This window comes from Nocardia asteroides, from assembly GCA_019930625.1.
In the GTDB taxonomy this organism is placed as follows: Bacteria; Actinomycetota; Actinomycetes; order Mycobacteriales; family Mycobacteriaceae; genus Nocardia; species Nocardia sputi.
The window spans coordinates 4693552-4716215 of the sequence record CP082844.1 but is presented as its reverse complement, the minus strand read 5'-3'; the positions used below and the strand labels follow the sequence as shown (position 1 = coordinate 4716215).

The 22664-nt window shown below is 69.4% G+C and carries 21 protein-coding genes; 10 read left to right on the top strand and 11 right to left on the bottom strand.

All coding sequences use genetic code 11. The features are described from left to right. Positions 1–124 precede the first annotated feature (124 nt). Both cobN and K8O92_21770 read right to left on the bottom strand, forming a co-directional pair. On the bottom strand, positions 125–3700 hold the full coding sequence (cobN, locus tag K8O92_21775) for a cobaltochelatase subunit CobN (protein UAK30531.1): 3576 nt from the start codon (positions 3698–3700) through the stop codon (positions 125–127). Between the two features lie 133 nt (positions 3701–3833). After that, the gene (locus tag K8O92_21770; protein UAK35867.1) at positions 3834–4499 is read right to left on the bottom strand and encodes a TetR/AcrR family transcriptional regulator; all 666 of its coding nucleotides are present in this window, start codon (positions 4497–4499) and stop codon (positions 3834–3836) included. 124 nt (positions 4500–4623) lie between these two features. Between K8O92_21770 and K8O92_21765 the strand changes: the two genes are divergently transcribed. Then, positions 4624–6180: an MFS transporter gene (locus K8O92_21765; GenBank protein UAK30530.1), complete on the top strand. Its 1557-nt coding sequence runs from the start codon at positions 4624–4626 to the stop codon at positions 6178–6180. 116 nt (positions 6181–6296) lie between these two features. Here K8O92_21765 and K8O92_21760 read toward each other — a convergent pair whose 3' ends face one another. From K8O92_21760 to K8O92_21750, 3 genes are all read right to left on the bottom strand, one after another. Then, on the bottom strand, positions 6297–6737 hold the full coding sequence (locus K8O92_21760; protein ID UAK30529.1) for a nuclear transport factor 2 family protein: 441 nt from the start codon (positions 6735–6737) through the stop codon (positions 6297–6299). A gap of 9 nt (positions 6738–6746) precedes the next feature. Beyond that, positions 6747–7547: an SAM-dependent methyltransferase gene (locus K8O92_21755; protein UAK30528.1), complete on the bottom strand. Its 801-nt coding sequence runs from the start codon at positions 7545–7547 to the stop codon at positions 6747–6749. A gap of 151 nt (positions 7548–7698) precedes the next feature. Further along, positions 7699–8736 (bottom strand): hypothetical protein, encoded by a 1038-nt coding sequence (locus K8O92_21750; protein ID UAK35866.1) that lies wholly within the window; start codon positions 8734–8736, stop codon positions 7699–7701. A 432-nt stretch (positions 8737–9168) separates the two neighbouring features. Between K8O92_21750 and K8O92_21745 the strand changes: the two genes are divergently transcribed. Beyond that, positions 9169–10284 (top strand): alpha/beta fold hydrolase, encoded by a 1116-nt coding sequence (locus tag K8O92_21745; protein UAK30527.1) that lies wholly within the window; start codon positions 9169–9171, stop codon positions 10282–10284. 44 nt (positions 10285–10328) lie between these two features. Continuing rightward, a complete protein-coding gene (locus K8O92_21740; GenBank protein UAK30526.1) occupies positions 10329–11549 on the top strand; it encodes a nitrite/sulfite reductase in 1221 nt (406 codons plus the stop codon). Positions 11550–11572: 23 nt separating this feature from the next. Here the strand turns inward: K8O92_21740 and K8O92_21735 are convergent, their stop codons facing one another. Further along, entirely contained in the window at positions 11573–12415 is an 843-nt protein-coding gene (locus K8O92_21735; GenBank protein UAK30525.1) for an N-dimethylarginine dimethylaminohydrolase, read from the bottom strand. Between the two features lie 137 nt (positions 12416–12552). Here K8O92_21735 and K8O92_21730 point away from each other — a divergent pair, with 137 nt between their 5' ends. The 5 genes from K8O92_21730 to K8O92_21710 all read left to right on the top strand — a co-directional run bounded on the left by K8O92_21730 (position 12553) and on the right by K8O92_21710 (position 16330). Then, on the top strand, positions 12553–12990 hold the full coding sequence (locus K8O92_21730) for an Lrp/AsnC family transcriptional regulator (protein UAK30524.1): 438 nt from the start codon (positions 12553–12555) through the stop codon (positions 12988–12990). 102 nt (positions 12991–13092) lie between these two features. Beyond that, positions 13093–13728 carry a precorrin-8X methylmutase gene (locus tag K8O92_21725; protein ID UAK30523.1) on the top strand — a complete coding sequence of 212 codons (636 nt, stop codon included), beginning with the start codon at positions 13093–13095 and terminating at the stop codon, positions 13726–13728. Continuing rightward, positions 13725–15293 (top strand): precorrin-3B C(17)-methyltransferase, encoded by a 1569-nt coding sequence (cobJ, locus tag K8O92_21720; GenBank protein ID UAK30522.1) that lies wholly within the window; start codon positions 13725–13727, stop codon positions 15291–15293. The genes K8O92_21725 and cobJ overlap by 4 nt, the downstream gene beginning before the upstream one ends. A 32-nt stretch (positions 15294–15325) precedes the next feature. Then, entirely contained in the window at positions 15326–15742 is a 417-nt protein-coding gene (locus tag K8O92_21715; protein UAK30521.1) for a hypothetical protein, read from the top strand. A gap of 57 nt (positions 15743–15799) precedes the next feature. After that, positions 15800–16330 carry a PadR family transcriptional regulator gene (locus K8O92_21710; GenBank protein ID UAK30520.1) on the top strand — a complete coding sequence of 177 codons (531 nt, stop codon included), beginning with the start codon at positions 15800–15802 and terminating at the stop codon, positions 16328–16330. 46 nt (positions 16331–16376) lie between these two features. On the opposite strand, the gene K8O92_21705 is transcribed toward K8O92_21710, so the two are convergent. The 4 genes from K8O92_21705 to K8O92_21690 form a co-directional block, all read right to left on the bottom strand. Further along, positions 16377–17126 carry a cobalt-precorrin-6A reductase gene (locus K8O92_21705; GenBank protein UAK35865.1) on the bottom strand — a complete coding sequence of 250 codons (750 nt, stop codon included), beginning with the start codon at positions 17124–17126 and terminating at the stop codon, positions 16377–16379. After that, positions 17123–17740 carry a hypothetical protein gene (locus K8O92_21700; GenBank protein UAK30519.1) on the bottom strand — a complete coding sequence of 206 codons (618 nt, stop codon included), beginning with the start codon at positions 17738–17740 and terminating at the stop codon, positions 17123–17125. The genes K8O92_21705 and K8O92_21700 overlap by 4 nt, the downstream gene beginning before the upstream one ends. Before the next feature lie 78 nt (positions 17741–17818). Next, positions 17819–19102: a precorrin-6y C5,15-methyltransferase (decarboxylating) subunit CbiE gene (gene cbiE / locus K8O92_21695; protein ID UAK35864.1), complete on the bottom strand. Its 1284-nt coding sequence runs from the start codon at positions 19100–19102 to the stop codon at positions 17819–17821. Next, the gene (locus tag K8O92_21690) at positions 19081–19836 is read right to left on the bottom strand and encodes an SDR family NAD(P)-dependent oxidoreductase (GenBank protein ID UAK30518.1); all 756 of its coding nucleotides are present in this window, start codon (positions 19834–19836) and stop codon (positions 19081–19083) included. Before K8O92_21690 ends, cbiE begins: the two co-directional genes overlap by 22 nt. A 113-nt stretch (positions 19837–19949) precedes the next feature. Between K8O92_21690 and K8O92_21685 the strand changes: the two genes are divergently transcribed. Then, positions 19950–20366, top strand: coding sequence for a PPOX class F420-dependent oxidoreductase (locus tag K8O92_21685; protein ID UAK30517.1), 417 nt, complete (start codon positions 19950–19952; stop codon positions 20364–20366). Between the two features lie 73 nt (positions 20367–20439). On the opposite strand, the gene K8O92_21680 is transcribed toward K8O92_21685, so the two are convergent. After that, the gene (locus tag K8O92_21680; protein ID UAK30516.1) at positions 20440–21567 is read right to left on the bottom strand and encodes a Xaa-Pro peptidase family protein; all 1128 of its coding nucleotides are present in this window, start codon (positions 21565–21567) and stop codon (positions 20440–20442) included. 83 nt (positions 21568–21650) lie between these two features. On the opposite strand from K8O92_21680, the gene K8O92_21675 reads away from it, so the two are divergent. Next, positions 21651–22616 (top strand): 5'-3' exonuclease, encoded by a 966-nt coding sequence (locus K8O92_21675; GenBank protein ID UAK30515.1) that lies wholly within the window; start codon positions 21651–21653, stop codon positions 22614–22616. The last annotated feature ends 48 nt before the right edge of the window (positions 22617–22664 follow it).

Genomic DNA, 22664 nt, shown 5'->3' with positions numbered 1-22664 from the left:
GCCGTGAAACACTAGCGATTATAGACGTTCTGCATCACCATTTCCGGCAGTTGAAAATGCCCGAAATGTCTTGCCCGCCAGCACATCTCGTGCCGATCGAAGAGAACGGGAGAGCGACTGGAGGCTACTCCAGCTCGCCTTCGGCCTCCAGGTACACCTGACGCAACCGATCGAGCGTTTCCTGGTCGGGATGTTCCCACAGTTTCCGCTCGGCCGCCTCCAGCAGACGCTCGGCAATGCCGTGTAGCGCCCAGGGATTGGACTGCTCCATGAACTTCCGGTTCACGTCGTCGAAAACGTAGCTCTCCGTCAATTTCTCGTACATCCAGTCGGCCACCACGTTGGTGGTGGCGTCGTAGCCGAACAAGTAGTCGACGGTGGCCGCCATCTCGAACGCGCCCTTGTAGCCGTGCCTGCGCATGGCCTCGAGCCAGCGCGGATTCACCACGCGTGCCCGGAACACCCGCGCCGTCTCCTCCGACAGCGTCCGGGTGCGCACCGCGTCCGGACGGGTGCTGTCGCCGATGTAGGCTTCCGGGTTCTTGCCGGTCAGCGCACGCACAGTGGCGATCATGCCGCCGTGGAACTGGAAATAGTCGTCGGAGTCGGCGATGTCGTGCTCGCGGGTGTCGGTGTTCTTGGCCGCCACCGCGATCCGCCGATAGGCGCCGCGCATGTCCTCGGCGGCGGGCGCGCCGTCGAGGTCGCGCCCGTAGGCATAGCCGCCCCAGGCGGTGTACACCTGCGCGAGGTCGTCGTCGGTGCGCCAGCTCTTCGCATCGATCAACTGCAGCAGACCCGCCCCGTACGTGCCGGGTTTGGAGCCGAAGATGCGGGTGGTCGCGCGCCGCTGGTCGCCGTGTTCGGCCAGATCCGCCCGAGCGTGCGCGCGCACGTAATTCGCTTCTTCCGGCTCGTCGAGGTCCGCCACCAGGCGGACCGCGTCGTCCAGCAGGGCGAGCACGTGCGGGAAGGCATCCCGGAAGAAGCCGCTGATGCGCACGGTGACATCGATGCGCGGGCGGCCCAGTTCCTCGAGCGAGATCACCTCGAGCGTGCTGACCCGGCGGCTCGCCTCATCCCAGACCGGCCGGACGCCCAGCAGGGCGAAGACTTCGGCGATGTCGTCACCCGAGGTGCGCATGGCCGAGGTGCCCCAGATCGACAGGCCCACCGATCGGGGGTATTCGTCGTGGTCGGCGCGATAGCGATCCAGCAGGGATTCCGCCATGGCCTGCCCGGTCTCCCAGGCCAGCCGGGACGGCACGGCTTTGGGGTCGACGGAGTAGAAATTACGTCCGGTCGGCAGGACGTTGATCAGGCCGCGCAGCGGCGAACCACTCGGCCCCGCCGGGATGAATCCGCCGTCGAGCGCGTGCAGCACCCGGTCGATCTCCACGCCGGTCTGGCGCAGGCGCGGCACCACCTCGATGGCCGCGAAGCGCAGCACGCGCCGAACCTCGGGGTTGTCGGTGATGCCGTCGACCGCGTCCGGCGACCAGCCCGCCGCCTGCAACGCCCCGACCAGCGTGCGGGCGCTGTCCTCGACCGCGTCCACGCGCTCGCGCGCCTCGCCGCCGGACTCGTCGAGGCCGAGGGCTTCGCGCAGGCCGGGCACGCTGCGCTCGCCGCCCCAGAGCTGGCGCGCGCGCAGCATCGCCAGCACCAGGTCGAGTTCGCTCTCTCCTGCGGGCGCCTGGCCGAGGACGTGCAGGCCGTCGCGGATCTGCACGTCCTTGATCTCGCACAGCCAGCCGTCGACGTGCAGCAGCATGTCGTCGAAGGAATCCTCATCCGGGCGCTCGGTGAGGCCGAGGTCGTGGTCCATCTTCGCAGCGCGCATCAACGTCCAGATCTGCTGGCGGATGGCGGGAAGCTTGGCCGGATCCAGCGCGGAGATGTTCGCGTGCTCGTCGAGCAGTTGCTCCAGGCGGGAGATGTCGCCGTAGCTCTCGGCCCTGGCCATCGGCGGGATCAAGTGATCGACGAGAGTGGCGTGCGCGCGGCGCTTGGCCTGGGTGCCCTCGCCCGGATCGTTCACCAGGAACGGGTAGATCAGCGGCAGGTCGCCGAGGGCGGCGTCGGTGCCGCAGGAGGCCGACATGCCGAGCGTCTTGCCGGGCAGCCATTCCAGGTTTCCGTGCTTGCCCAAGTGCACCATCGCGTCGGCACCGAATCCCTCGGGCGCGCTGAGCCAGCGATAGGCGGCGAGGTAGTGGTGGCTGGGCGGCAGGTCTGGGTCGTGGTAGATCGCGACGGGGTTCTCGCCGAAGCCGCGCGGCGGCTGCACCATGAGCACGACATTGCCGAAACGCAGCGCGGCGATGACGATCTCACCGGCCGGATCGGACGAGCGGTCGACGTACAGTTCACCCGGCGGCGGGCCCCATGCCGCCACGACGGCGGCACGCAGGTCCTCGGGCAGGGTGTCGAACCAGGCCGCGTAGGTCGCCGCGCCGATGCGAATCGGGTTGCCTTCCAACTGCTCGGCGGTCAACCAGTCGGGATCTTGGCCGCCGGCCGCGATCAGGGCGTGGATGAGGGCGTCGCCGTCTTGTTCGTCCAGTCCGGGCACCTCGCCGGGCGCGCCGAGATCGTAACCAGCGGCTCGCATTTCGGTGAGTAGACGGATCGCGCTCGCCGGGGTGTCCAGTCCGACGGCGTTGCCGATGCGGGCGTGCTTGGTCGGGTAGGCCGACAGCATGACGGCGACGCGCTTGCGCGCGGCGGGGATGTGGCGCAGCCTCGCGTAGCGTGTCGCGATGCCGGCGACGCGGGCGGCGCGCTCGGGATCGGGGACGTACGTGGACAGGCCGTCGGCGTCGAATTCCTTGAACGAGAACGGGACCGTGATGATTCGCCCGTCGAATTCCGGCACGGCGACCTGGGTGGCGACGTCCAGCGGTGACAACCCGTCGTCGTTGGCTTCCCATTGGTCGCGGCCGGTGGTCAGGCACAGTCCCTGCAGGATTGGCACGTCCAGCTCGGCGAGTGCGCCGACGTCCCACGCCTCGTCCTCGCCGCCCGCCGACGCGGTGGCGGGCTTGGTGCCTCCGGCGGCCAGCACGGTGACCACCAATGCGTCGGCGCGGCGCAGGGTCGCCAGCAACTCGGGTTCGGCGGTGCGCAGTGACGCGCAGTACAGCGGCAGTGCTCGCGCGCCGGCCTGTTCGATCGCGGCGCACAGGGCTTCGATGTAGGCGGTGTTGCCGGCCAGATGCTGTGCGCGGTAGTAGATCACCGCCACGGTCGGCCCATCGGCCCGATCGGCGGCGACCCGGTCCAGTTCGCCCCAGCTGGGCAGCTGAACCGGCGGCTCGAAGCCGTGGCCGGTCAGCAGCACGGTGTCGGACAGGAAATTGTGTAGCTGGCGCAGGTTCTCCGGGCCACCGGCGGCGAGGTAGTTGTGCGCGTCGGCCGCGACGCCGCCCGGCACGGTGGAGCATTCCATCAGCTCGGCATCCGGAGCGAGCTCACCGCCGAGGGCGACCAGCGGAATCCCGCTCGCGCGCAGCGCCTCCAGCCCGTCTTCCCAGGCCCGTTTGCCGCCGAGGATGCGCACGATCACCAGATCGGCGCCGTCGAGCAGGCCGGGCAGGTCGTCGACCAGCAGGCGAGCCGGATTCCCCCATCGGTAGTCGGCCCCGCTGGCGCGGGCACTGAGCAGATCGGTGTCGGACGTGGACAACAGCACTATCACGGGTGGCAGCCTTCCTCGGGTGACGCGCCCATCGGGGGTTCGCTGCTCGCCGGGGAGGGTCTGGCTTTTCTACAGTGGCGCGACCGCACCGGACTTCCACCGGTTTCCTCGTCGTCCGCCGAGCACGCCGAGCCTACCTGCCGTCCCGATCGGCTTCGACCACGTGTCCGGCCGGCTCGGCCGCGCGGCGGTCACGGTCGCTCGCGCGGGCGGCCAAGAAGTCGTCCACGAGCCGCGCACAGTCGGCCGGGGTGGTAGGGCCGAGGCCGACCAGCCTGGCGAAGACGATCGGACCGACGAGCTGGGTCAACGCATGCGTCACGTCGAACTCGCCGAGTTGCCCGCGCACCTCCGGATCGTCGAAGAGCTGGTCGAAGGGCTGGCGATACTGCTCGATGAGCCGCTGACGAAGCGACGTGAACGCCGGGCCCGCGCCGGACTCGCCGCGTTCACCGGTAGCCAGCCACGCCAATGTGGACGTCTGCAGCGGAGCCTCGTCGACGACCGCGGCATGCCTGCTGAGCATTTCGGTCAGACGCTGCCGTAGCGGACCGGCGGGCGGCGCCTCGATGACCGGAGGAAGCAGGCGCTCGAGCGTGGCGGCGCGCAACTGCATGGCGTTGTCGAAATGCCGGTACAGCGTGGTGCGCGCGACTTTGGACATCGTCGTGACCGCCTCGACGGTGACCGCTTCCAGCCCACCGGCTTGGAGCAGGGCGGTCGCGGCGTCGAGCAGCCTGGCTCGGGAACGCAGCTTGCGCGGATCGACATCGTCGTCGCGAGCGGAGTCGTGCGGCATCGGGTCGGCGGCACCGGTCATGGAACGAACATTCCTCCTTCCGCGACGCCTATCGCCACCTGGCCCACCTATGCTACTGATAGTAGCGTAGCGATACTGTTGGTTTCCTTTTTGGGGAGGCGTCATGGAATCCACCGCGACACGGTTGTCCGCCGCCCAGCGGTGGATGTTAGCGATATCCTGCTCCGCCCTGGCCCTTGTGGTCGCGTCGATGGCGGCCCTGTATACCGCGCTGCCCGAGATCGCCGCCGCGACCGGAGCCAGTCAGCAACAGCTGACCTGGGTCGTCGACGGGTACACCCTCGCGCTGGCCTGCCTGGTGCTTCCGGCGGGCGCGCTCGGCGACCGGTACGGGCGGCGGGCGATGCTGATCATCGGGCTCTTCGTGTTCGCGGCCGCCTCCGCGGCGCCGCTGCTGCTGGACACACCCGGCTGGCTGATCGCGACGCGGGCGGCGGCAGGTGCGGGCGCCGCCCTGGTCATGCCGTCGACGCTGTCGCTGATCACCGCCGGGTTCCCGGAATCCCGCCGGGCGTACGCCGTGGGGCTGTGGGCGGGTGTCGCCGGTATCGGCGCGGTGCTCGGCATCCTCGGTTCCGGTCTGCTGCTGGAGCCCTGGTCCTGGGTCTCGGTCTTTCTCGCCATGGCCGTAGCGGGACTGTTGCTGATGATCGCCGGGTTCACTGTGCCGGAGTCGGTGGACCGGACTCGCCCGCGGATCGACCTGTGGGGGGCGGCGACGGCTGCCCTCGCGGTGGGATTGCTCGTCGTGGCCGCGATCGAGGCGCCCGAGCGCGGCTGGCTGGATCCGGTGGTGATCGCCATGGCCGTCGCGGCGGTGCTGGCGGGGGTGGTGTTCGTGACGGTCGAGTCACGGGTGGCGCACCCGCTGCTGGATGTGCGGTTGTTCGCCGATCGGGGGTTCGGCTCCGGTACCGCGGCGGTGATGGTGCAGTTCCTGGTGTCCTTCGGCGCCTTCCTCCTGATGGTCCAGTTCCTTCAGCTGATTCTCGGGTATGGGCCGCTGACGTCGGCTTTGGCGATGGCGCCGATGATGGTGCCGATGGTGGCGGTCTCGGTCGTGGCGCCGCGGCTCGCCGAGCGGGTCGGGTTGCGGTTGCCGATCGCCTCCGGGCTGGCGATCATCGCCATCGCGCTGCTCGCGATGTCCAGGATCGACACCCATACCACCTACCTCGATCTGGTCTGGTCGTTGCTGGTGATGAGCACGGGCGTCGGCTTGTGCACCGCGCCGGCGACGGCGGCGATCATCGCGGGCACCCCTGTGGAGAAGCACGGCGTAGCGGCGGCGGTGAACGACGCGGCGCGCGAAGTCGGCGCGGCCGTCGGCATCGCCATCTCGGGCAGCGTCTTGGCCGCGGGGTACAGCGACCGCATCGCGCCTGCCCTGCCCCGGTTGCCCGAACCGATCCGCGAACCGGTCGGCGACTCGCTGGCCGCGGCGTTGCAGGTGACCGAGCGGATGGGGCCACAAGCCGCACCGCTGGCCGAGTTCGCCGAGACCGCATTCGTCCACGGAGCGCAGCAATCCGCGCTGGCGCTGGGCATAGTCACTCTCGTCGCCGCGGTCCTCATCGGCGTGTGGGCGCCGGGACGCTCACACGCGAAAACGAAACCCGCGCGCGCTCGGCAGGAAGCGGAACCGGCCACCGCACCGTGACGATCGCTCGTCGGTGACAAGGCGACCAGTCGTTCACGACACCGCCGCCGATCAGATCGCGGATCGCGAGCCCATTGCGCACCGATACGATCCGGAGTCGCGAGCGATGCCCGGACCTACACCAAGTCGGCGTTCCCGTCGATCACCTTGAGGTGGTAGTGGAACCGATTGACCCGCCACCCGTCCGCGGTGCGTTCGACGCCGAGGGAGTAGCTGCCGACGAACGTACGGGTCTTGCCCTCGACCGCGGCGTTCTTGACGTGCACCGCGATGGCGTCGGCGTGCACCCGCGCCGTGTCACCGTCCACATCGATGAGGTGATTACCGGACTGGTGGTGCACTTCGTCGAGGTCGGCCAGGCCGGTGCGCCAATCAGCGATGATGTCGGCCGCGGACCGCTCACCGACCGGCCCGCCGAAACCGCCGTCGAAATCCACCTTCGGCGTGAACACCTCGGCCGACAGGCCTTCCCAGCGTTTTTGATCGGTGTAGACGAACATCTTGGTGATCACATCGACGATGGCCAGCCGGTCTGCGAGGGCGGAGATTTCGGACATACGCCGACCTTAGTCGTCGCTTCGGTCCGAGGTCTTGCGGACCACCCCGCCCAGGAGCACCAGCTTGGTGGCGGGAAGGTCCTCCTCGAGCCACTGTTGCAGGGGGACTACGCCGGGATCGATCATGTCGAAGCCCTCGAAGAACGATTCGACTCGGGCGGGGGAGCGATACGCCACCTGGGCCGAGGAGTTGGCGGTGTCCGACGACGACTGGTCGATGAAGTCCCGATCGCTGTCGTCGGAGCCGTGCGTGAATGCCAGATAGCTTCCCGGCGCCATGGCCGCACGGAGCCGGGCGACGATGTCGGCCGGGCCCTCGCCGTCCATCACGAAGTGCAGGACCCCGACCAACGTGATCGCCACCGGCTCATCGAAGTCGATGAACTCTTCGTGCCGCAGCCGGTCGAGAAGGTCGTCCGTACGGCGCACATCACCCAGCATCGCCGTCACGCCCTCCGCACCGGTCAGCAGGGCATTGCAATGCGCGTACACGACCGGGTCGAAATCGACGTACACCACCCGCGCCGACGGATCGATCTCGTGGACGACTTCGTGCACATTGGGCGAGGTCGGGATACCCGCGCCGAGGTCGATGAACTGCCGGATCCCGGCCTCCGCGGCGAACTGGACCGCGTGCACCAGGAATTTGCGACTGAACCAGGCGAGGGTCCGGGTGTCCGGGGCGATGGACAGCATTCGGTGCGCGACCGCCCGGTCCACTTCGTAATTGTCTTTGCCGCCGAGGAGATAGTCGTATACCCGGGCTGAATTCGGCAGGTTCGGATCGACGCCACGCGGTGCTCGCTCCATGCCGGACACCATACCTCCCCGATCTCGCTGATCGGGATCGTAACAAAAGTCATTGCCAGCCGCCGATATTCGCTCCGGGGACGAAACGTGCGCACCGAATGACGTTGCGGGAGAGGAGGTCCGATGTCACTGCGCGCAGGGGTGCACGAATTCAATCGTCCGTCGCCCCGCTCGCCGCGAGCAATTGGGCTCGGGCCATGAGTTCGTCCGCGACCGGGCGGGGACGGCGGCCGAGACCGCACGCGCAGGCGACTCCGTCGACCGGGCGCCCCAGCGCGGTCTCGATGACCCGCAATGTGTGCGACTGTTGCGAGGCGGTGGGTAGGTCGTGCACCAACCCGGCATAGAAATCCGTGCCCGCACCCAAGGACAACTCCGCCAGGGGCGCATAGAATTCGGCTTTCGTCGACGGTGGTATGTCACCTGCCGCCACGGGGCCGTGCACGAATTCCAGAGCGCGCGCCCGCGGCCAATGCCGGACGACGGAATTGGCCAGATCGACCAGGGGCCGCGCGTTCCGCAACCTTCCCCGGGCTTTGTTGCGCAAGCTGCCGAGGCAGAGGTGGACCCCGAAACGGGTTCCCTCCGGAGCGGCCGCGGCCAGCGCGGCGATTCCCTCCCCCAGCCCCAGCGCCCGATCGATCAGCCGGTGCAGCGGTTGCGTTTTCGACATGAGCACCAGCTCCGCGGTGGCCTCGAGCTGCACGACGATGTCGTCGCCTGCCAGCTCCCGCATGGCCGTGATGTCGCGCACGGTGGCGTCGAAGAATGCCCGGCGATGCCGCCGCACGCCTGATGCCCCCATGGCGATGAACGTCAACGTGAAGTCGGTCGGCATGCCGATCTGGAGCGCGAGATCGGGCAGCTCCCGCTCGCCGCGGAGCTCACGGAGGAGGGGCAGCGCCTCTTCGGCCTCGCGGAGATATCCGAGATCCAGGCCCGCGCCGGACAATTCGGTGCCGCGCGGGGCGCGATGGATCGTCCGCTCCCGGCTCGAGCGCCACGATCCGGGCTTCTTCACCGCCAGGACACCTCGGGCGACCAGGTCTTCGATGATGGGCTGAATGTAGAACTCGTAACGGCGCGTCTCTCCGGTGGGCAGGGTACGTAATCGCGGCCCAGCGCTGTCGAGCATGGCCCGCATCGCCACTTCCGTGCTCTCGGCCGGAAAACTACCGACGAAATGCACCGCCCGGGTATCCGCCCCTTGTCTCGTCGACCCCACGTCCCCGCGCTCCTTGTTCACCGCTCGTCCCGGACATTCACCCTCCGGACGCGATCTCGTTGCATCCGAGTGCACGCTCGGCGGCACCAACTATGTGATAGCCACGGAAAATTATGTGGGGTATCGGCGTTCGCCGGGTAGTCAGGCGCGCTACCGACCCCCGGGCTCGGGCGGGTCGCAGGCCACCGTGTTCTCCATCATGATCTACGACACCCCCGAAGACCTCGACAAGCAATGCGGGTCTCGACAGCTGATACCGCTTCGCCGCCGTCCCGAGTTGGGTTGCGCCCTCTCGACGCCGCTCGTTCGAGGTCGTCGGACCGGAGCGATCGACGACGTCACCGAGTTCCTTCTCGCCATGCCGACACCGGCCCGCGAACATAGTGAAACAGCCTGATGGGAACGAGTGACGGTCCAGCTGGCCAGGACCCGAGCGGGGATGTGCGTAGGCGAAAGGTATTGCGCGCCATTATTTTAGCGCATAGCCTGCGTCGCGTGCGAACCTCGCTACGGTCGATCGCCGCGTCCGCGGCGGCGCTCCTGCTCTGCCTGACACCCGGCGTGGCCTATGCCGAGGATGATCCGGGTCGCTGCGAATCGTTGTCCATCCCCGTCCCGCTGGGCGTGATGGCCGGTTCCCTGTGCACTCCCACGGCACACGCGACCGACACCGTCATGGTGCTCATCGCGGGATCCAATTACAACCACACGTACTGGGACTTCCCTTACGCACCCGAGACCTACAGTTTCCGGCGCGCGATGAATGCCGCGGGGATCGCGACGCTGGTGGTCGATCGGCTCGGCAACGGCGCGAGCACGAGACCGCCGAGCACGCAGGTCACGGCGTCGGTCTCGGCTCGCGCCCTGCACGACATCGTTCAGGCCCTGCGCCGAGGGCTGGCGGGCGCGCCGCCGTTCGGCACAGTCGTCACCGGCGGTCATTCGCTCAGCTCGGGTATCGACGTCTTGGAGGCCAGCACGTACCAGGACGTCGACGGCGTGCTGCTCACCGGCTTCTCCCACGCTCTCAATGTGGCCGAGGTCCTCGGCGTGATCTCCACCTATCACCAAGCCGCCGAGGACCCGCGATTCGCCGCGGGCGGATACGATCTCGGCTATCTGACGACCCGGCCCGGTACCCGCGCGGGCAATTTCTTCGCCCCCGAGACGGCCGATCCCGAGGTTCTCGCCGTCGACGAGGCGACCAAGGAAGTGTTCTCGCCGATGGAGTATCCCGATGGCCTGACCTCCACCATCCCGCCGATGACCAACTTCATCGACGTCCCGGTCCTGGTCGTCGACGGCAGCCTGGACCGGCTCTCCTGCGGCCCCGGGTACGCGGTCTGCGCGAACGCCGAGACATTGCACGCCGCCGAAGCGCCGTTCTTCGGCCCGGCCGCCCAGCTGCGCACCTATGTGCTGCGCGCCAGCGGCCATTCGGTCAATCTCGCGCGGAACACCGCCGAGTATCGGGCCGCCGTCATCGATTGGGTGCGGACGATCGCGGCGTAACCGGCCGTTCGCCGCGCCCGGCGCGTCCGTAGGCTGGGATCGTTATGACACGACGTGCTCCTGATTCCTGCCCGGGTGTGTTGCGGTTGCACGACGCGGCCGACGGGCCGCTCGCGCGAATCCGGGTGCCCGGCGGGCGCCTGGGGCCCGTGCAGGTGCAGACGCTGGCGGAGGCCGCGCACGATCTCGCGGACGGGAATATCGAGCTCACCTCACGGGGAAACGTCCAGTTGCGCCAGGTGCGCGACGCCGGGGCACTGACGGACCGGCTGGCCGCCGCGGGCCTGCTGCCGAGCAGCACGCACGAACGGGTGCGCAATATCATCGCCTCGCCGCTGTCCGGCCGGATCGGCGGCTCGGCGGACGTGCACCCGCTGGTTCCCGTGCTGGACGCGGGCTTGCGCGCGGCGCCGCGGCTGGCGCAGCTTCCCGGCCGAGTGCTGTTCACCCTCGACGACGGGCGCGGTGACGTCAGCGGACTCGGCGCCGACATCGGCATGCACGCGGTCGGGAGGGACGAGTTCGCGTTGTTGCTGGCAGGCGGTGACAGCGGCGTGCGGGTGGCCGCCGCCGACGCGGTCGATGTCATGCTCGCCGCCGCCCACGGGTTCCTGCGACTGCGGGGTGACGACGCGGGCCGCTGGCGGCTGCGCGACATCGAACGGGGCGCCGAACGCGTCGTCGATCTCCTCGGCCTGTCTCCCGGCGCCGAGCGGCTCCACTTCTGCCCGCCCCGGAGCATTCCGATCGGATGGCTCGAGCAGGACAACGGACTGGTCGGTCTCGGCGCCGGTGTGCGCCTCGGGTCCCTGCCCGCCCGTACGGCCGAGTTCCTCGCGGCGGTCGAGCGACCGGTCTTCCTCACGCCGTGGCGCAGTCTGGTGGTCACCGACCTGGAGGAATGGGCCGCCGAGCAGGTCGTGCGCGTGCTCGCCCCGATGGGCTTGATCTTCGACGCCGACTCGCCGTGGCTGCTGGTCAGCGCCTGCGCCGGGCAACCGGGCTGCGCGAAGTCGCACACCGACGTCCGAGCCGACGTCGCCGCGGCGATCGACACGGGCCGCGTGCTACCCGCCCGAACCGAGCAGGCCGAGTCGCCGGTTTCCGGAACCTCCGCGGGCCGAGATGTCCCGCAGGCGATGCCCCCAACAGACGTCGCGGTGGCCGGGCGTCAGCATTGGTCCGGCTGCGCTCGCCGCTGCGGCCGGCCCCAAGGGGAGGTCACCGATATCGTCGCGACAGATGAAGGCTATCGCGTCGACTGACTCATCCGCGCTGCCCAGGCACCTCACCCGCCATGGATCTCGAGGGTGCAGCATTTGACGGAGCCCCCGGCCTTGAGCAGCTCGGACATCTCGATGCCGACCGGATGGTAGCCACGCGCGCGCAGGGCTTCGCACAAGGCGGTGGCGGCGCTGCTGAGGAAGACGTTGAAACCGTCGCAGACTCCGTTCAACCCGAGTACCGCCGCGTCCGCGTGGGTGGCCACGATCGCATCGGGATAGAACTCGGCGAGCACCGCGCGTGCCGACGGGCTGAAGGCGGGCGGATAGTAGGCAATGGTGTCGCTCAGTGGAAGCAGCACCGTGTCCAGGTGATAGAAGCGCGGATCGATCAGTTCCAGTGAGACCACGGGAAGACCGAAATGCCGCGACACCTCCTCGTGCGCGGCCGGGGAGCTGCGGAATCCCATACCGGCCAGAAGCCGATCACCGACGAGGAGGAAGTCGCCTTCGCCTTCGTTGCATTCCTCGGCCGCCACCAGCTCCGGCAAGCCGTATCGGGCGAACCAGGCGTGGTAGGCCGGGCCTTCCGCAGCACGTTCCGGGTGGGTGAACCGGGCCGACATGGCGCGGTTTCCGACGATCAGCCCGCCGTTGGCGGCGAACACCATGTCGGGCAGACCCGCCACACCGGGGACCACTTCCACGGTGTGCCCGTACTCGGCGTAGGTGGCGCGCAACGTTTCCCACTGCTCGACAGCCAGCGCGCGGTCGACGGGCTCGGCGGGATTCATCCATGGATTGATGGAGTAGACGACGTCGAAGTGATCGGGACGGCACATCACGAACTTGCGCGGCGACGAACGGCGGACGGCGGACTCGGCGGGGAGGGTGGCTACAGAAGTCAACGGAACTCCCGGAAATCAGCGGGGACTTTCGGCTGATATGAAGGTAAGTCGCCTAGCATTGCGCCAGAAACAACGATTCGTTGTGCATCTGCCCCAAAAATCGGCGGTTCGTTGCGTAGGACGAGAGAAGGTGTGACGTGGACGACCTCGACCGGCGGATCCTCGAACAATTGCTGAGGAATGCCCGGGCTTCGTTCCAGGAGATCGGCGGCGTGGTCGGACTGTCCGCGCCCGCGGTGAAGCGGCGCGTCGACCGGCTGGTCGCCGCCAAACAGATCACCGGGTTCACCGCGCTGGTCAATCCCGCGGCGCTGGGCTGGAAGACGGAGGCGTACGTCGAGGTGTACTACCGCGACAACATCTCCCCTACCGAACTCAAACGCAGCTTGGACCCGATCCCGCAGGTGGTCGGTGTGTGGACGATCGCGGGCGAGGCCGACGCGCTGGTGCACGTCATGGCCACCGACATGGCCGAGATCGAGGTGACCGTGGAACGGATCCGGGAGAACGCGCGGGTCGGGCGTACCCGCAGCGCCATCGTCATGTCACGGATTCTCGAGCGTCCCCGGACCTGATCCGGCGGCGCTCGGGCGCCCGGTATCCGGCGGCTCGGGCGGCCATGCGACGCGCCCGACCCGGACCGACCTGTCCGGACCCGCACCCATATGGTGGACCGCATGTCCGACGTACGTGCCAGCTACCTGACCGACGGGGCCGAGATCTACCGTCGCTCGTTCGCGACGATCCGCGCCGAAGCCGATCTGAGCGGATTCCCGCCGGACGTGGCACAGGTCGTGGTGCGGATGATCCACGGCTGCGGTCAGGTGGATCTCGCCGCGGACGTTGCCTTCTCACCCGGTGTCGTCGCCTCGGCACGAGCGGCGCTGCGCGCGGGCGCGCCGATTCTGTGTGACGCGACCATGGTCGCCTCTGGCGTGACCAGGAAACGACTGCCCGCCGACAACGAGGTGCTGTGCACCCTCGCGGATTCGCGCGTGCCGGAGCTGGCCGCGGCCAAGGGCACGACCCGCTCCGCCGCCGCGCTCGAGCTGTGGCGCGACCGTCTCGACGGCGCCGTCGTCGCGATCGGCAACGCACCAACGGCGCTGTTCCATCTGCTCGACCTCCTGGACGCGGGAGCGCCCCGGCCCGCCGCCGTGCTCGGCATCCCGGTCGGGTTCGTCGGGGCGGCCGAATCGAAAGACGCGCTGATCGAGTTCGGCGGCGTCGAATACCTCACGGTGCGCGGCAGGCGTGGCGGTAGCGCCATCACCGCGTCCGCGCTGAACGCGATTGCGAGCGAACAGGAATGAGCACTCCGGGCAAGCTGTGGGGCGTCGGACTCGGTCCGGGCGATCCGGAACTGGTGACGGTCAAAGCGGCCAACGTGATCGGCGCGGCCGACGTCGTCGCGTTCCACAGCGCCCGCCACGGCCGCAGCATCTCCCGCCGCATCGCCGCGCCGTACATGCGGCCGGGCCAGCTGGAGGAGCATCTCGTCTACCCGGTCACCACCGAGACCACCGACCACCCCGGCGGTTACCAGGGAGCGATCGACGAGTTCTACGAACAGGCCGCCGAGCGGCTGGCCGCGCATCTGGCCGCAGGCCGCTCCGTCGCGCTGCTCGCCGCGGGCGACCCGCTGTTCTACAGCTCGTACATGCACATGCACCGGCGGCTGGCCGATCGGTTCGACGCCGAGATCATTCCCGGCGTCACCTCGGTCAGCGCGGCGTCCGCGGCGCTGGGTACGCCGCTGGTCGAGGGCGAACAGGTGCTCACCGTGCTGCCGGGCACCATGCCGGTCGAGGAGCTCACCCGGCGGCTGCGCACGACCGACGCGGCCGCGATCATGAAACTGGGACGCACCTATCCCGGTGTGCGTCAGGCGCTTTCGGATTCCGGCCGGCTGGCGGGCGCCTACTATGTGGAGCGCGCGAGCAGCACCGACCAGCGCGTACTGCACGCCGGAGCGGTCGATGACACGGAGGTGCCGTACTTCGCCATCACCCTCGTGCCCGGCCCCGAGCCGACCACCCCCCTACCCCGCCTTGAGCCGGATCCCATCGCGGATCAGCGGATTCACGAGACGGACACGACCGACCGCGCCGGTGAGGTCGTGGTCGTGGGGCTGGGTCCCGGCGCAGCGGAGTGGACCACCGACGAGGTGCGCGCGGCCTTGGCGGACGCCACCGATCTGGTCGGCTACACCACCTATCTGAACCGGGTCCCCGAGCGTGCGGGCCAACGTCGTCATGCCAGCGACAACCGCGTCGAGTCCGAGCGCGCGGCCATGGCCTTGGATCTGGCCGGACGCGGCGCACGGGTCGCGGTCGTCTCCTCGGGTGACCCCGGGGTCTTCGCGATGGCGGCGGCGGTGCTCGAGGAATCCGCGGACCCGCGGTGGCGTACCGTGCCGGTGCGCGTGCTGCCCGGCCTCACCGCGGCCAACGCGGTGGCCAGCCGGGTGGGCGCGCCGCTCGGGCACGACTACGCGATGATCTCACTCTCCGATCGGCTCAAGCCCTGGGAGGTGGTGGCGCAACGCCTTTCCGCCGTCGCCGCGGCCGACATGGCGATCGCTATCTACAACCCGGCGTCCTCGCAACGCACCTGGCAGGTGGGCGCGATGCGGGACCTGTTGCTCGAGCACCGCAAGCCCGATACTCCCGTCGTCGTCGGGCGCGACGTCGGCGGACCCACCGAATCGGTCCGGGTGGTGCAACTCGGCGATCTCGACCCCGACGAGGTGGACATGCGCACGCTGCTGATCATCGGCGCGTCCACCACCACGGCGCTCGAAACCGACCAGGGCATCCGGGTCTACACCTCCCGGCGCTACGGTCACGCGCGCGACGCGGCGACCGACGGCGCGTAGGATCGCCTGACGCACCGAAGATCGGAGGGACCTTGGCCGCGACACTGTCGGAGCTGACGCTGCGCGCCCGCGCCCTGGAGGCCAGGGCCACCGCGAGCGAACAAGCACTCGACGAGCAGGGCGACGTCCTCGGCGAACTCGCGGCGCTGACCAGGAAGGCGCTCGACGGCATCGGCCGGATCGATCGACGCGCGGAAACGATCGGCGAAGCCGCGGGCGAGCTTCGCCGCGATGTCGGCGATCTGCGTGAGAACGTGGGCGAACTGACCCGCAGGGTCACGGTGCTCGATCAAGGACAGGTCCGTTTGGAACAGGGTCAGGCGGCGCTGGCGCGCGGCCAAGCGCAGCTCGAACAAGGACAGGCACAGCTCGAACAGGGACAGGCGCGGCTGGAGCAGGGCATGGCGCGGGTGCTCGCCCAGCTCGGCAAGTTGACCGGCGACGCCTGACTCGAACCGTTCAGGTAATATTCCACTATGGAATGTTGAGAGCGAAGGGAGCAGTCGTTGACCAACACCGCGACCAGACTCAAGCCACTGAACTCGACAGCGGCGTCATTGCTCGGATTTCTGCACGAAGGGCCCATGTCGGGGTGGGATCTGGTCGCCGAGGCCCAAGACCGCATCGGCGATTTCTGGACGATCACGCAGAGTCAGGTCTACCGGGAACTCGCCACGATGGACGCGGCGGGACTCGTCGAGAAGGGTGAGACCGGAGCCCGGGAACGGACGCCCTACCACCTCACCGACGCGGGGCGCGCAGCGTTCCTGGAGTGGGTCGCCCGCGATCCGGGCGGGGAGACCATCCGGGTGCCGTTGCTGCTCACGCTCTCCTTCGGAGAGCATCTCGATCGCGATCGGCTCCACGGCATCGTCGCGGCCAACCGGGAAATCCATCAGGCGCGGCTCACGCGGTATCTCGCCCAGGATCCGGAGGGGATGTCGGCCTTCGCCCGCGCCACGCTGGATTTCGGAATCCGCTACGAGCGGGCGGTGCTGGAGTGGTTCGACCATCTGCCGGAGATACTCGACAGCTGACCATCCAGCACGCTGCCGGACAGCGCGTGAAACCCCGGAACGTCGGTCAGTCGCGACGAATCGGCCTCTCGCGCAGCCAATCCAGCGCCTGCGCCGCCGATTCCACGACCTGCGCCCCCTCTGGCATTGGTGGACGGTCGATGACGACAACCGGAATTCGCGCCGTGCGTGCGGCGACCAGTTTGGCTTCGGTCTGATCGCCGCCGCTGTCCTTGGTGACGAGCACGTCGATCCGGTGCTGGATGAGCAGTCGCGACTCGTCCTCGAACGCATACGGTCCACGGGCGAGGAGCAGTTCGTGGCGCGGCGGCAGTGCGCCCTCCGGCGGATCGATGGCACGGATCAGGAACCACTGCCTGGTCAGTCCCGCGAACGCGTCCACGCCCTGCCTGCCGATGGTCAGGAAGACACGTTCACCGATAGCCGCCGTCTGCGACGCGGCCGCGGCCAGATCGGGCACGCGAATCCAACGGTCCCCCGCCTGCCGCACCCACCCGGGCCGACGCAGGTGCACCAGCGGCACGCCCGACATCCGTGCGGCCGCCGCAGCATTGGCGCTGATACCTGCGGCGAACGGATGGGTGGCGTCCACCATCGCGGTCACATCGTTGGCCGCCAGCCAGGCGCGCAGCCCCTCGGCGCCGCCGAAACCGCCGATGCGGACCGCCCCTTCGGGCAGCAAGGGCGCACGCACGCGACCGGCGAGCGAGGACACGATCTCGAATCCTCGCTCGCCGGTGGCGATGTGGGCCAGCTCCCGCGCTTCTCGGGTGCCACCCAGAATCAGAACTCTCAGGGCTGGCCGCTGAAGTAGGCGATGCCCGCGTTCAGCAGCGACGGCCCGCCCGCGACGGCGAGACCGATCAGCGCGCCGAGCACCGCGCCCGGCAGGATGCCGACACCGAAGAACACGATGCCGATGGCCGCGCCGATCAGGCCACCGACCAGGGCGCCGAGCGAGGCGCGCTGCAACTCGGCGAAGAACCACTCCTGCGCGCCGATGAACTCGGCGGCGACCGGCGCGTTCGCGGTCGGCGCCACCTGCGGGGTCAGCGTCAGCTGCCTGCCCTCGTCGGCGACGTTCGCGGCGATCTTCACCTCTTGACCCTTGGCCGTCGCGGTGAGCGGAATGGTGGTGACGGTCTCGCCCGCGGAGTTCTTCAGGGTGACCGACTGGTTGCCGGTGTCGACGCTGAAGGCGCCCCCGGTGACGCTGGTGACCACGGACTTACCTGCCTCGGCGAGCTGCAGCGCGTAGCCGACGCCCTGGTCCGTGCCCGTGACCGTAGGCGCGGCCGCGGTCTGGTCCTGCACCGCGGGCGGTGCGGGAGCGGCGTAGGAAGTACCGGCGGTGACTCCGGTGGCGGCGACTGCCAGCAATGCCGTGGCGGCGAACTTCTTGTACTTCATCTATCTCCCCAATAGGAATCGGATTTCCGATCACGATCGGAACTCGGCCCCGACCCTACCGCGTGACCGGTAACGTGTTCACCCCTCAGCGGGGAACGCCGTCGCGGATTTCACCACCGACCACTGGGTGACCGGAAGCTGGGGACGCCACGTGGTGAAGGAGCCCAGCGGTTCGCCACGGTAGATCTGGAACTTCCGCAACATGCCGCCCTGGGCGTTCGACCAGCTGAGCAGCAACGATTCCGACTCCGCCGTCACCGCATTCGCGACGAGCCGCCCACCCTGACGCAACTGCGACCAGCATGTCTCGAGCACGCCATCCTGCGTGAGGCCGCCACCGACGAAAATCGCGTCGGGAGCGGCTGTTTCGGTGTCGGCGGCGAGTTCGGCGCGGACCTCGCCGCGCACGAGAATGTGCGGGACCCCCAGGGCGGCGGCGTTGTCCGCGATCTGCCGCCGCCGGTGCTCGAGCCGTTCGAACGCGACGGCCCGGTTACCCGGATGCGACCGGCACCATTCGATGGCGATACTGCCCGACCCACCGCCCACATCCCAGAGCAGTTCGCCGGGAGCGGGCGCCAGCGCCGCCAGCGTCAGAGCGCGGACCTCGTGCTTGGTGAGCTGCCCGTCGCCGCCGAACAATTCGTCCGGCAAGCCCGGAAGGCGCGTCGCACGCGGCCGGCCCGGGTCGGCCGCGCAAGTGATCGCCACTATGTTCAACGGGTCGCCCGGCGGGTGTTCCCACTGCTTCGCGATTCCGGTGCGGTGTCGTTCGGCGGACCCGCCCAGCTGCTCGAGGACCGTGAGCTCGGAATCGGCGAAACCATGGCGCCCCAGTAGACGCGCCAGCTCTCCCGGCGTGTGCTCGTCGGCACTGAGTACCAGCAGCCGCCTGCGGTCGGCCAGTTCGGGCAGCACCGTCGCCGATGGCCGCCCCACCACGCTGACCACCGGCGTTTCGGCCAGCGGCCACCCCAGCCGGGCGCAGGCCAGCGAGGCCGACGACGGCTGCGGCAGCACCCGCAGGGCGCGTGGACCGAGCAGACGGGACAAGGTGACGCCGATCCCGTAGAACATCGGATCGCCGCTGGCCAGCACGCACAGCCGCGCACCGCCGTGCTGCCCGAGCAGGCCGGGCAGCGCGGGCAACAAGGGCGACGGCCAGCTCACCCGCCGCGCGGCCACGGTGGACGGCACGAGGTCGAGCTGGCGCGCGGAACCGAACAGGATCTCGGCATCGCCGACCGCGTCCCGTGCGGCGCGACCGAGACCGTCCCAGCCGTCGGCGCCGATCCCGACGACCGCGATGGGCGTGCCGGTCCACGTCACGGGCCCGGCGCTCACCGGGGCATCCGGCGCCAGATCGCTTGCGGCAGCAGGCGCATCGCGAAGAACACCGGTCGCAGGATCCGGGGCACCCAGACCCTGCTCGCGCCGCGGCGCAAACCCTTGACCACGGCGTCGGCGACCTGGTCCGGAGTGCTGGAGAACGGAGCCGCAGACATCCCCTCGGTCATCCGGCCGATGACGAATCCGGGACGGACCAGCAGCAATCGAACTCCGCTTCCGTGCAACGCGTCCGCGAGACCGGACGCGAATCCGTCCAGTCCCGCTTTGGCCGATCCGTAGACGTAATTGGCGCGTCGCACGCGCACGCCCGCGACCGAGCCGAACACGACGATCTGTCCCGCGCCTCGGGCGCGCAGCAGATTCGCCACGATGGTGAGCACACTGGCCTGGGCGACGAAGTCGGTGTGCAGGATCGCCGCCGCGTGGGCGGGATCCCGCTCGGCGCGCTGCTGATCGCCGAGCACGCCGAAGGCGAGCACCGCGATGCCGATGGACCCGTGCTCCGCGGCGATCTTCTCCAGCAGCGCCGCATGACTCGCGGTGTCGTCGGCGTCGAACTCGGCGCAGTGCACCGCACTCGCGCCCGCGGCCGCGATTTCCGCACACTGCGCGTCCAGCTCGTCGCTGCGCCGGGCCGCGAGCACAACCGCTCGCCCGCGCGCCAGCCGCCGCGCCACTTCGAGCCCGATCTCGCTGCGGCCGCCCAGCAGCAGTACGGTCCCGTCGACCAATCCACGCGTTCCCATGCGCCCCAGTCTGTCATTGGCGCGGGTGCGGCCCGTCATCGCTCACCGGCGCGGCACGCGTCACCGCCCGGGCCGATGGGGCGCGCGGAGGCGCCGAGAGCTACGGTCAGGGAATGCCGACGAGTACCGCTGAGTTGTCGCCCGCCGCCCTCGAGTTCGTCGCCGAACGGCACCTCGCCACACTGACGACATTGCGGGCGGACGGAACGCCCCATGTCGTAGCGGTGGGGTTCACCTGGGACGGCGAAGCCGGGATCGCGCGCGTGATCACCAACGACGGGTCGGTGAAGGTCCGCAATGTGCGCCGCTCCGGGTACGCGGCGGTCAGTCAGGTCGACGGGATCCGGTGGATCACCTTGGAAGGCCCGGCGACCGTGCTCGACGCCCCGGACGAGGTCGCCGAAGCGGTCGAGCGGTACACCGGTCGCTATCGCGTGCCGCGCGAGAACCCGACACGCGTGGTGATCGCCATCCAGGTCCGGCGTGTGCTGTCCAGCAGCACGCTCGTCGCACCGGCCGCCGAGGGCTGAGCCGCGGCGAACGGAGCAGGCGCGTGGCGAACGGCACAGGCGCGTAGGGGTCCGCGCCGCGGTCAGCCGTCGGTCACAGCACCGTGAGGCCGTGCGGGCGCTTGTTCACCGATTCGCCGCCATCCTCGGTGACGACCACGATGTCCTCGATGCGCGCACCCCACTCGCCTCGGAAGTAGATACCGGGCTCGACGCTGAAGGCCATGCCGGGTCGCAGCACGACATCGTTGCCCGCGACGATGTAGGGCTCCTCGTGCACCGACAAACCGATGCCGTGGCCGGTACGGTGCACGAAGGCGGAGCCGAGACCGGCCTCTGTCAACGGGTTCCGCGCGGCGGCGTCCACCGCGGCCGCGGTGACACCTGGCCGGACCGCCGCGACCGCCGCCGCCTGTGCGCTCTCCAGTTCGGCGTACCTGGCGGCCACCTGCGGATCCGGCTTGCCCAGAACGTAGGTGCGGGTGCAGTCGGAATAGTAGCCGGGCTCGACCGGGCCGCCGATGTCGACGACCACCACGTCCCCGGCCTCGATCCGGCGCTCGGACACCGCGTGATGCGGATCTGCCCCGTGCGGACCGCTGCCGACGATGACGAACGCGGCCTCGGTGTGCCCCTCCGCCACGATCGCGGCGGCGATGTCGCGGCCGACCTCTGCCTCGGTGCGTCCAACCTGCAAGAACTCCCCCATGCGCGCGTGCACCCGGTCGATCGCGGCGCCTGCCCGGCGCAGCGCGTCCACCTCGGCCGGATCTTTGATCATGCGCAGCTCCCGCAATACGGGCGTGGCCGATACCGGCAGACCGGTGAACGACTCGGCCAACGGCAACAGGTGCAGGGCGGGCATGACGTCGGCGACCGCTACCCGGGAGCCGACGTGCAGCGTCGACTTCACCAGCGCGTACGGGTCGGTGCCGTCGACCCAGTCCAGTACCTGCAGGCCCAGCTCCCCCGCCGCCGAGGCTTCCAGCGACGCCAGCTCCAGTTTCGGGATCACCACCGACGCGGGCGCGCCGTCGGCCGGGATCACCAGGCAGGTCAGCCGCTCGAACGATTCGGCCGCCGAGCCGATCAGGTAGCGCAGGTCGGGCCCCGGAGTGATGAGCAAGGCGTCGAGGTGGGCGGCCCGCATCAGTTCCACCGCCCGTTCCAGTCGTGCACCGTAGACGTCCGCCGCGAATCGGGAATCCGTATGCGAGCTCATTCGTCCGACGTTACCCGTCCCGCACGGCCGATGAACGCCGAACTCCGCCCGGTGGTGTCGGTGCGAGCGAGTAGCCTCAGCCCGTGACCTCTGCTGCCGGTGGGCCCCTGTTGCTGCTGGACGGAGCCAGTCTGTGGTTCCGCGCCTATCACGCCATCCCCGACAAGATCACCGCGCCCGACGGCCGGTCGGTGAACGCGCTGCGTGGTTTCACCGACATGGTTGCCTCGCTGATCACCAAGTTCGCCCCGAGCAGGCTGGTGGTGTGCCTGGATCTGGACTGGCGACCGGCGTACCGGGTCGCTCTGGTGCCGTCCTACAAGGCGCACCGGCTGGATCCGTCGCCGGAGGCCGCACCCGGCGCCGAGAGCGTTCCCGACACACTCACGCCGCAGGTCGAGATGATCCTGGAGGTACTCGCGGCGGCGGGCATCGCGACCGGCGGCGCGGACGGTCTGGAAGCCGACGACGTGCTGGGCACCTTGGCGACTCGGGAACGCACCGACGAGGTGGTCGTGGTCAGCGGCGACCGCGACCTGCTGCAGCTCGTGCGGGACGAGCCCGCGCCACAGGTACGGGTGCTCTACGCCGGACGGGGGCTGGCCAAGGCGGAACTGTTCGGCCCGGCCGAGGTCTCGGCGAAGTACGGTGTGCCGCTGCGCAATGCGGGCCCTGCCTACGCCGACATGGCCACATTGCGCGGCGACGCCTCTGACGGTCTGCCCGGGGTCGCGGGTATCGGGGAGAAGTCCGCCTCCACGCTGATATCCCGTTTCGGTTCACTGGAGGCCCTGATCGCGGCCGTCGAGGATCCCGACGCCGACCTGGCACAAGGCGTGCGCGCCCGGATGCGGGCCGCCGAGGACTACCTGAAGGCCGCCGCACCGGTCGTCCGAGTGGTCCGCGACGCCGAGGTGGCGCTGTCTCGCAGCGACGCGCTCCCCACCGAACCGGCCGACCCGGACCGCCTGCGCGCCCTGGCCACCGCCTACAACGCCGAAAGCCCGATCACGCGATTGATCACGGCATTGGGCGCGCGCACCGCCTGACCCGGGAACGCGAGAGTTCCGCCGCTCCCTCTGCGAAAGGCCGATTTC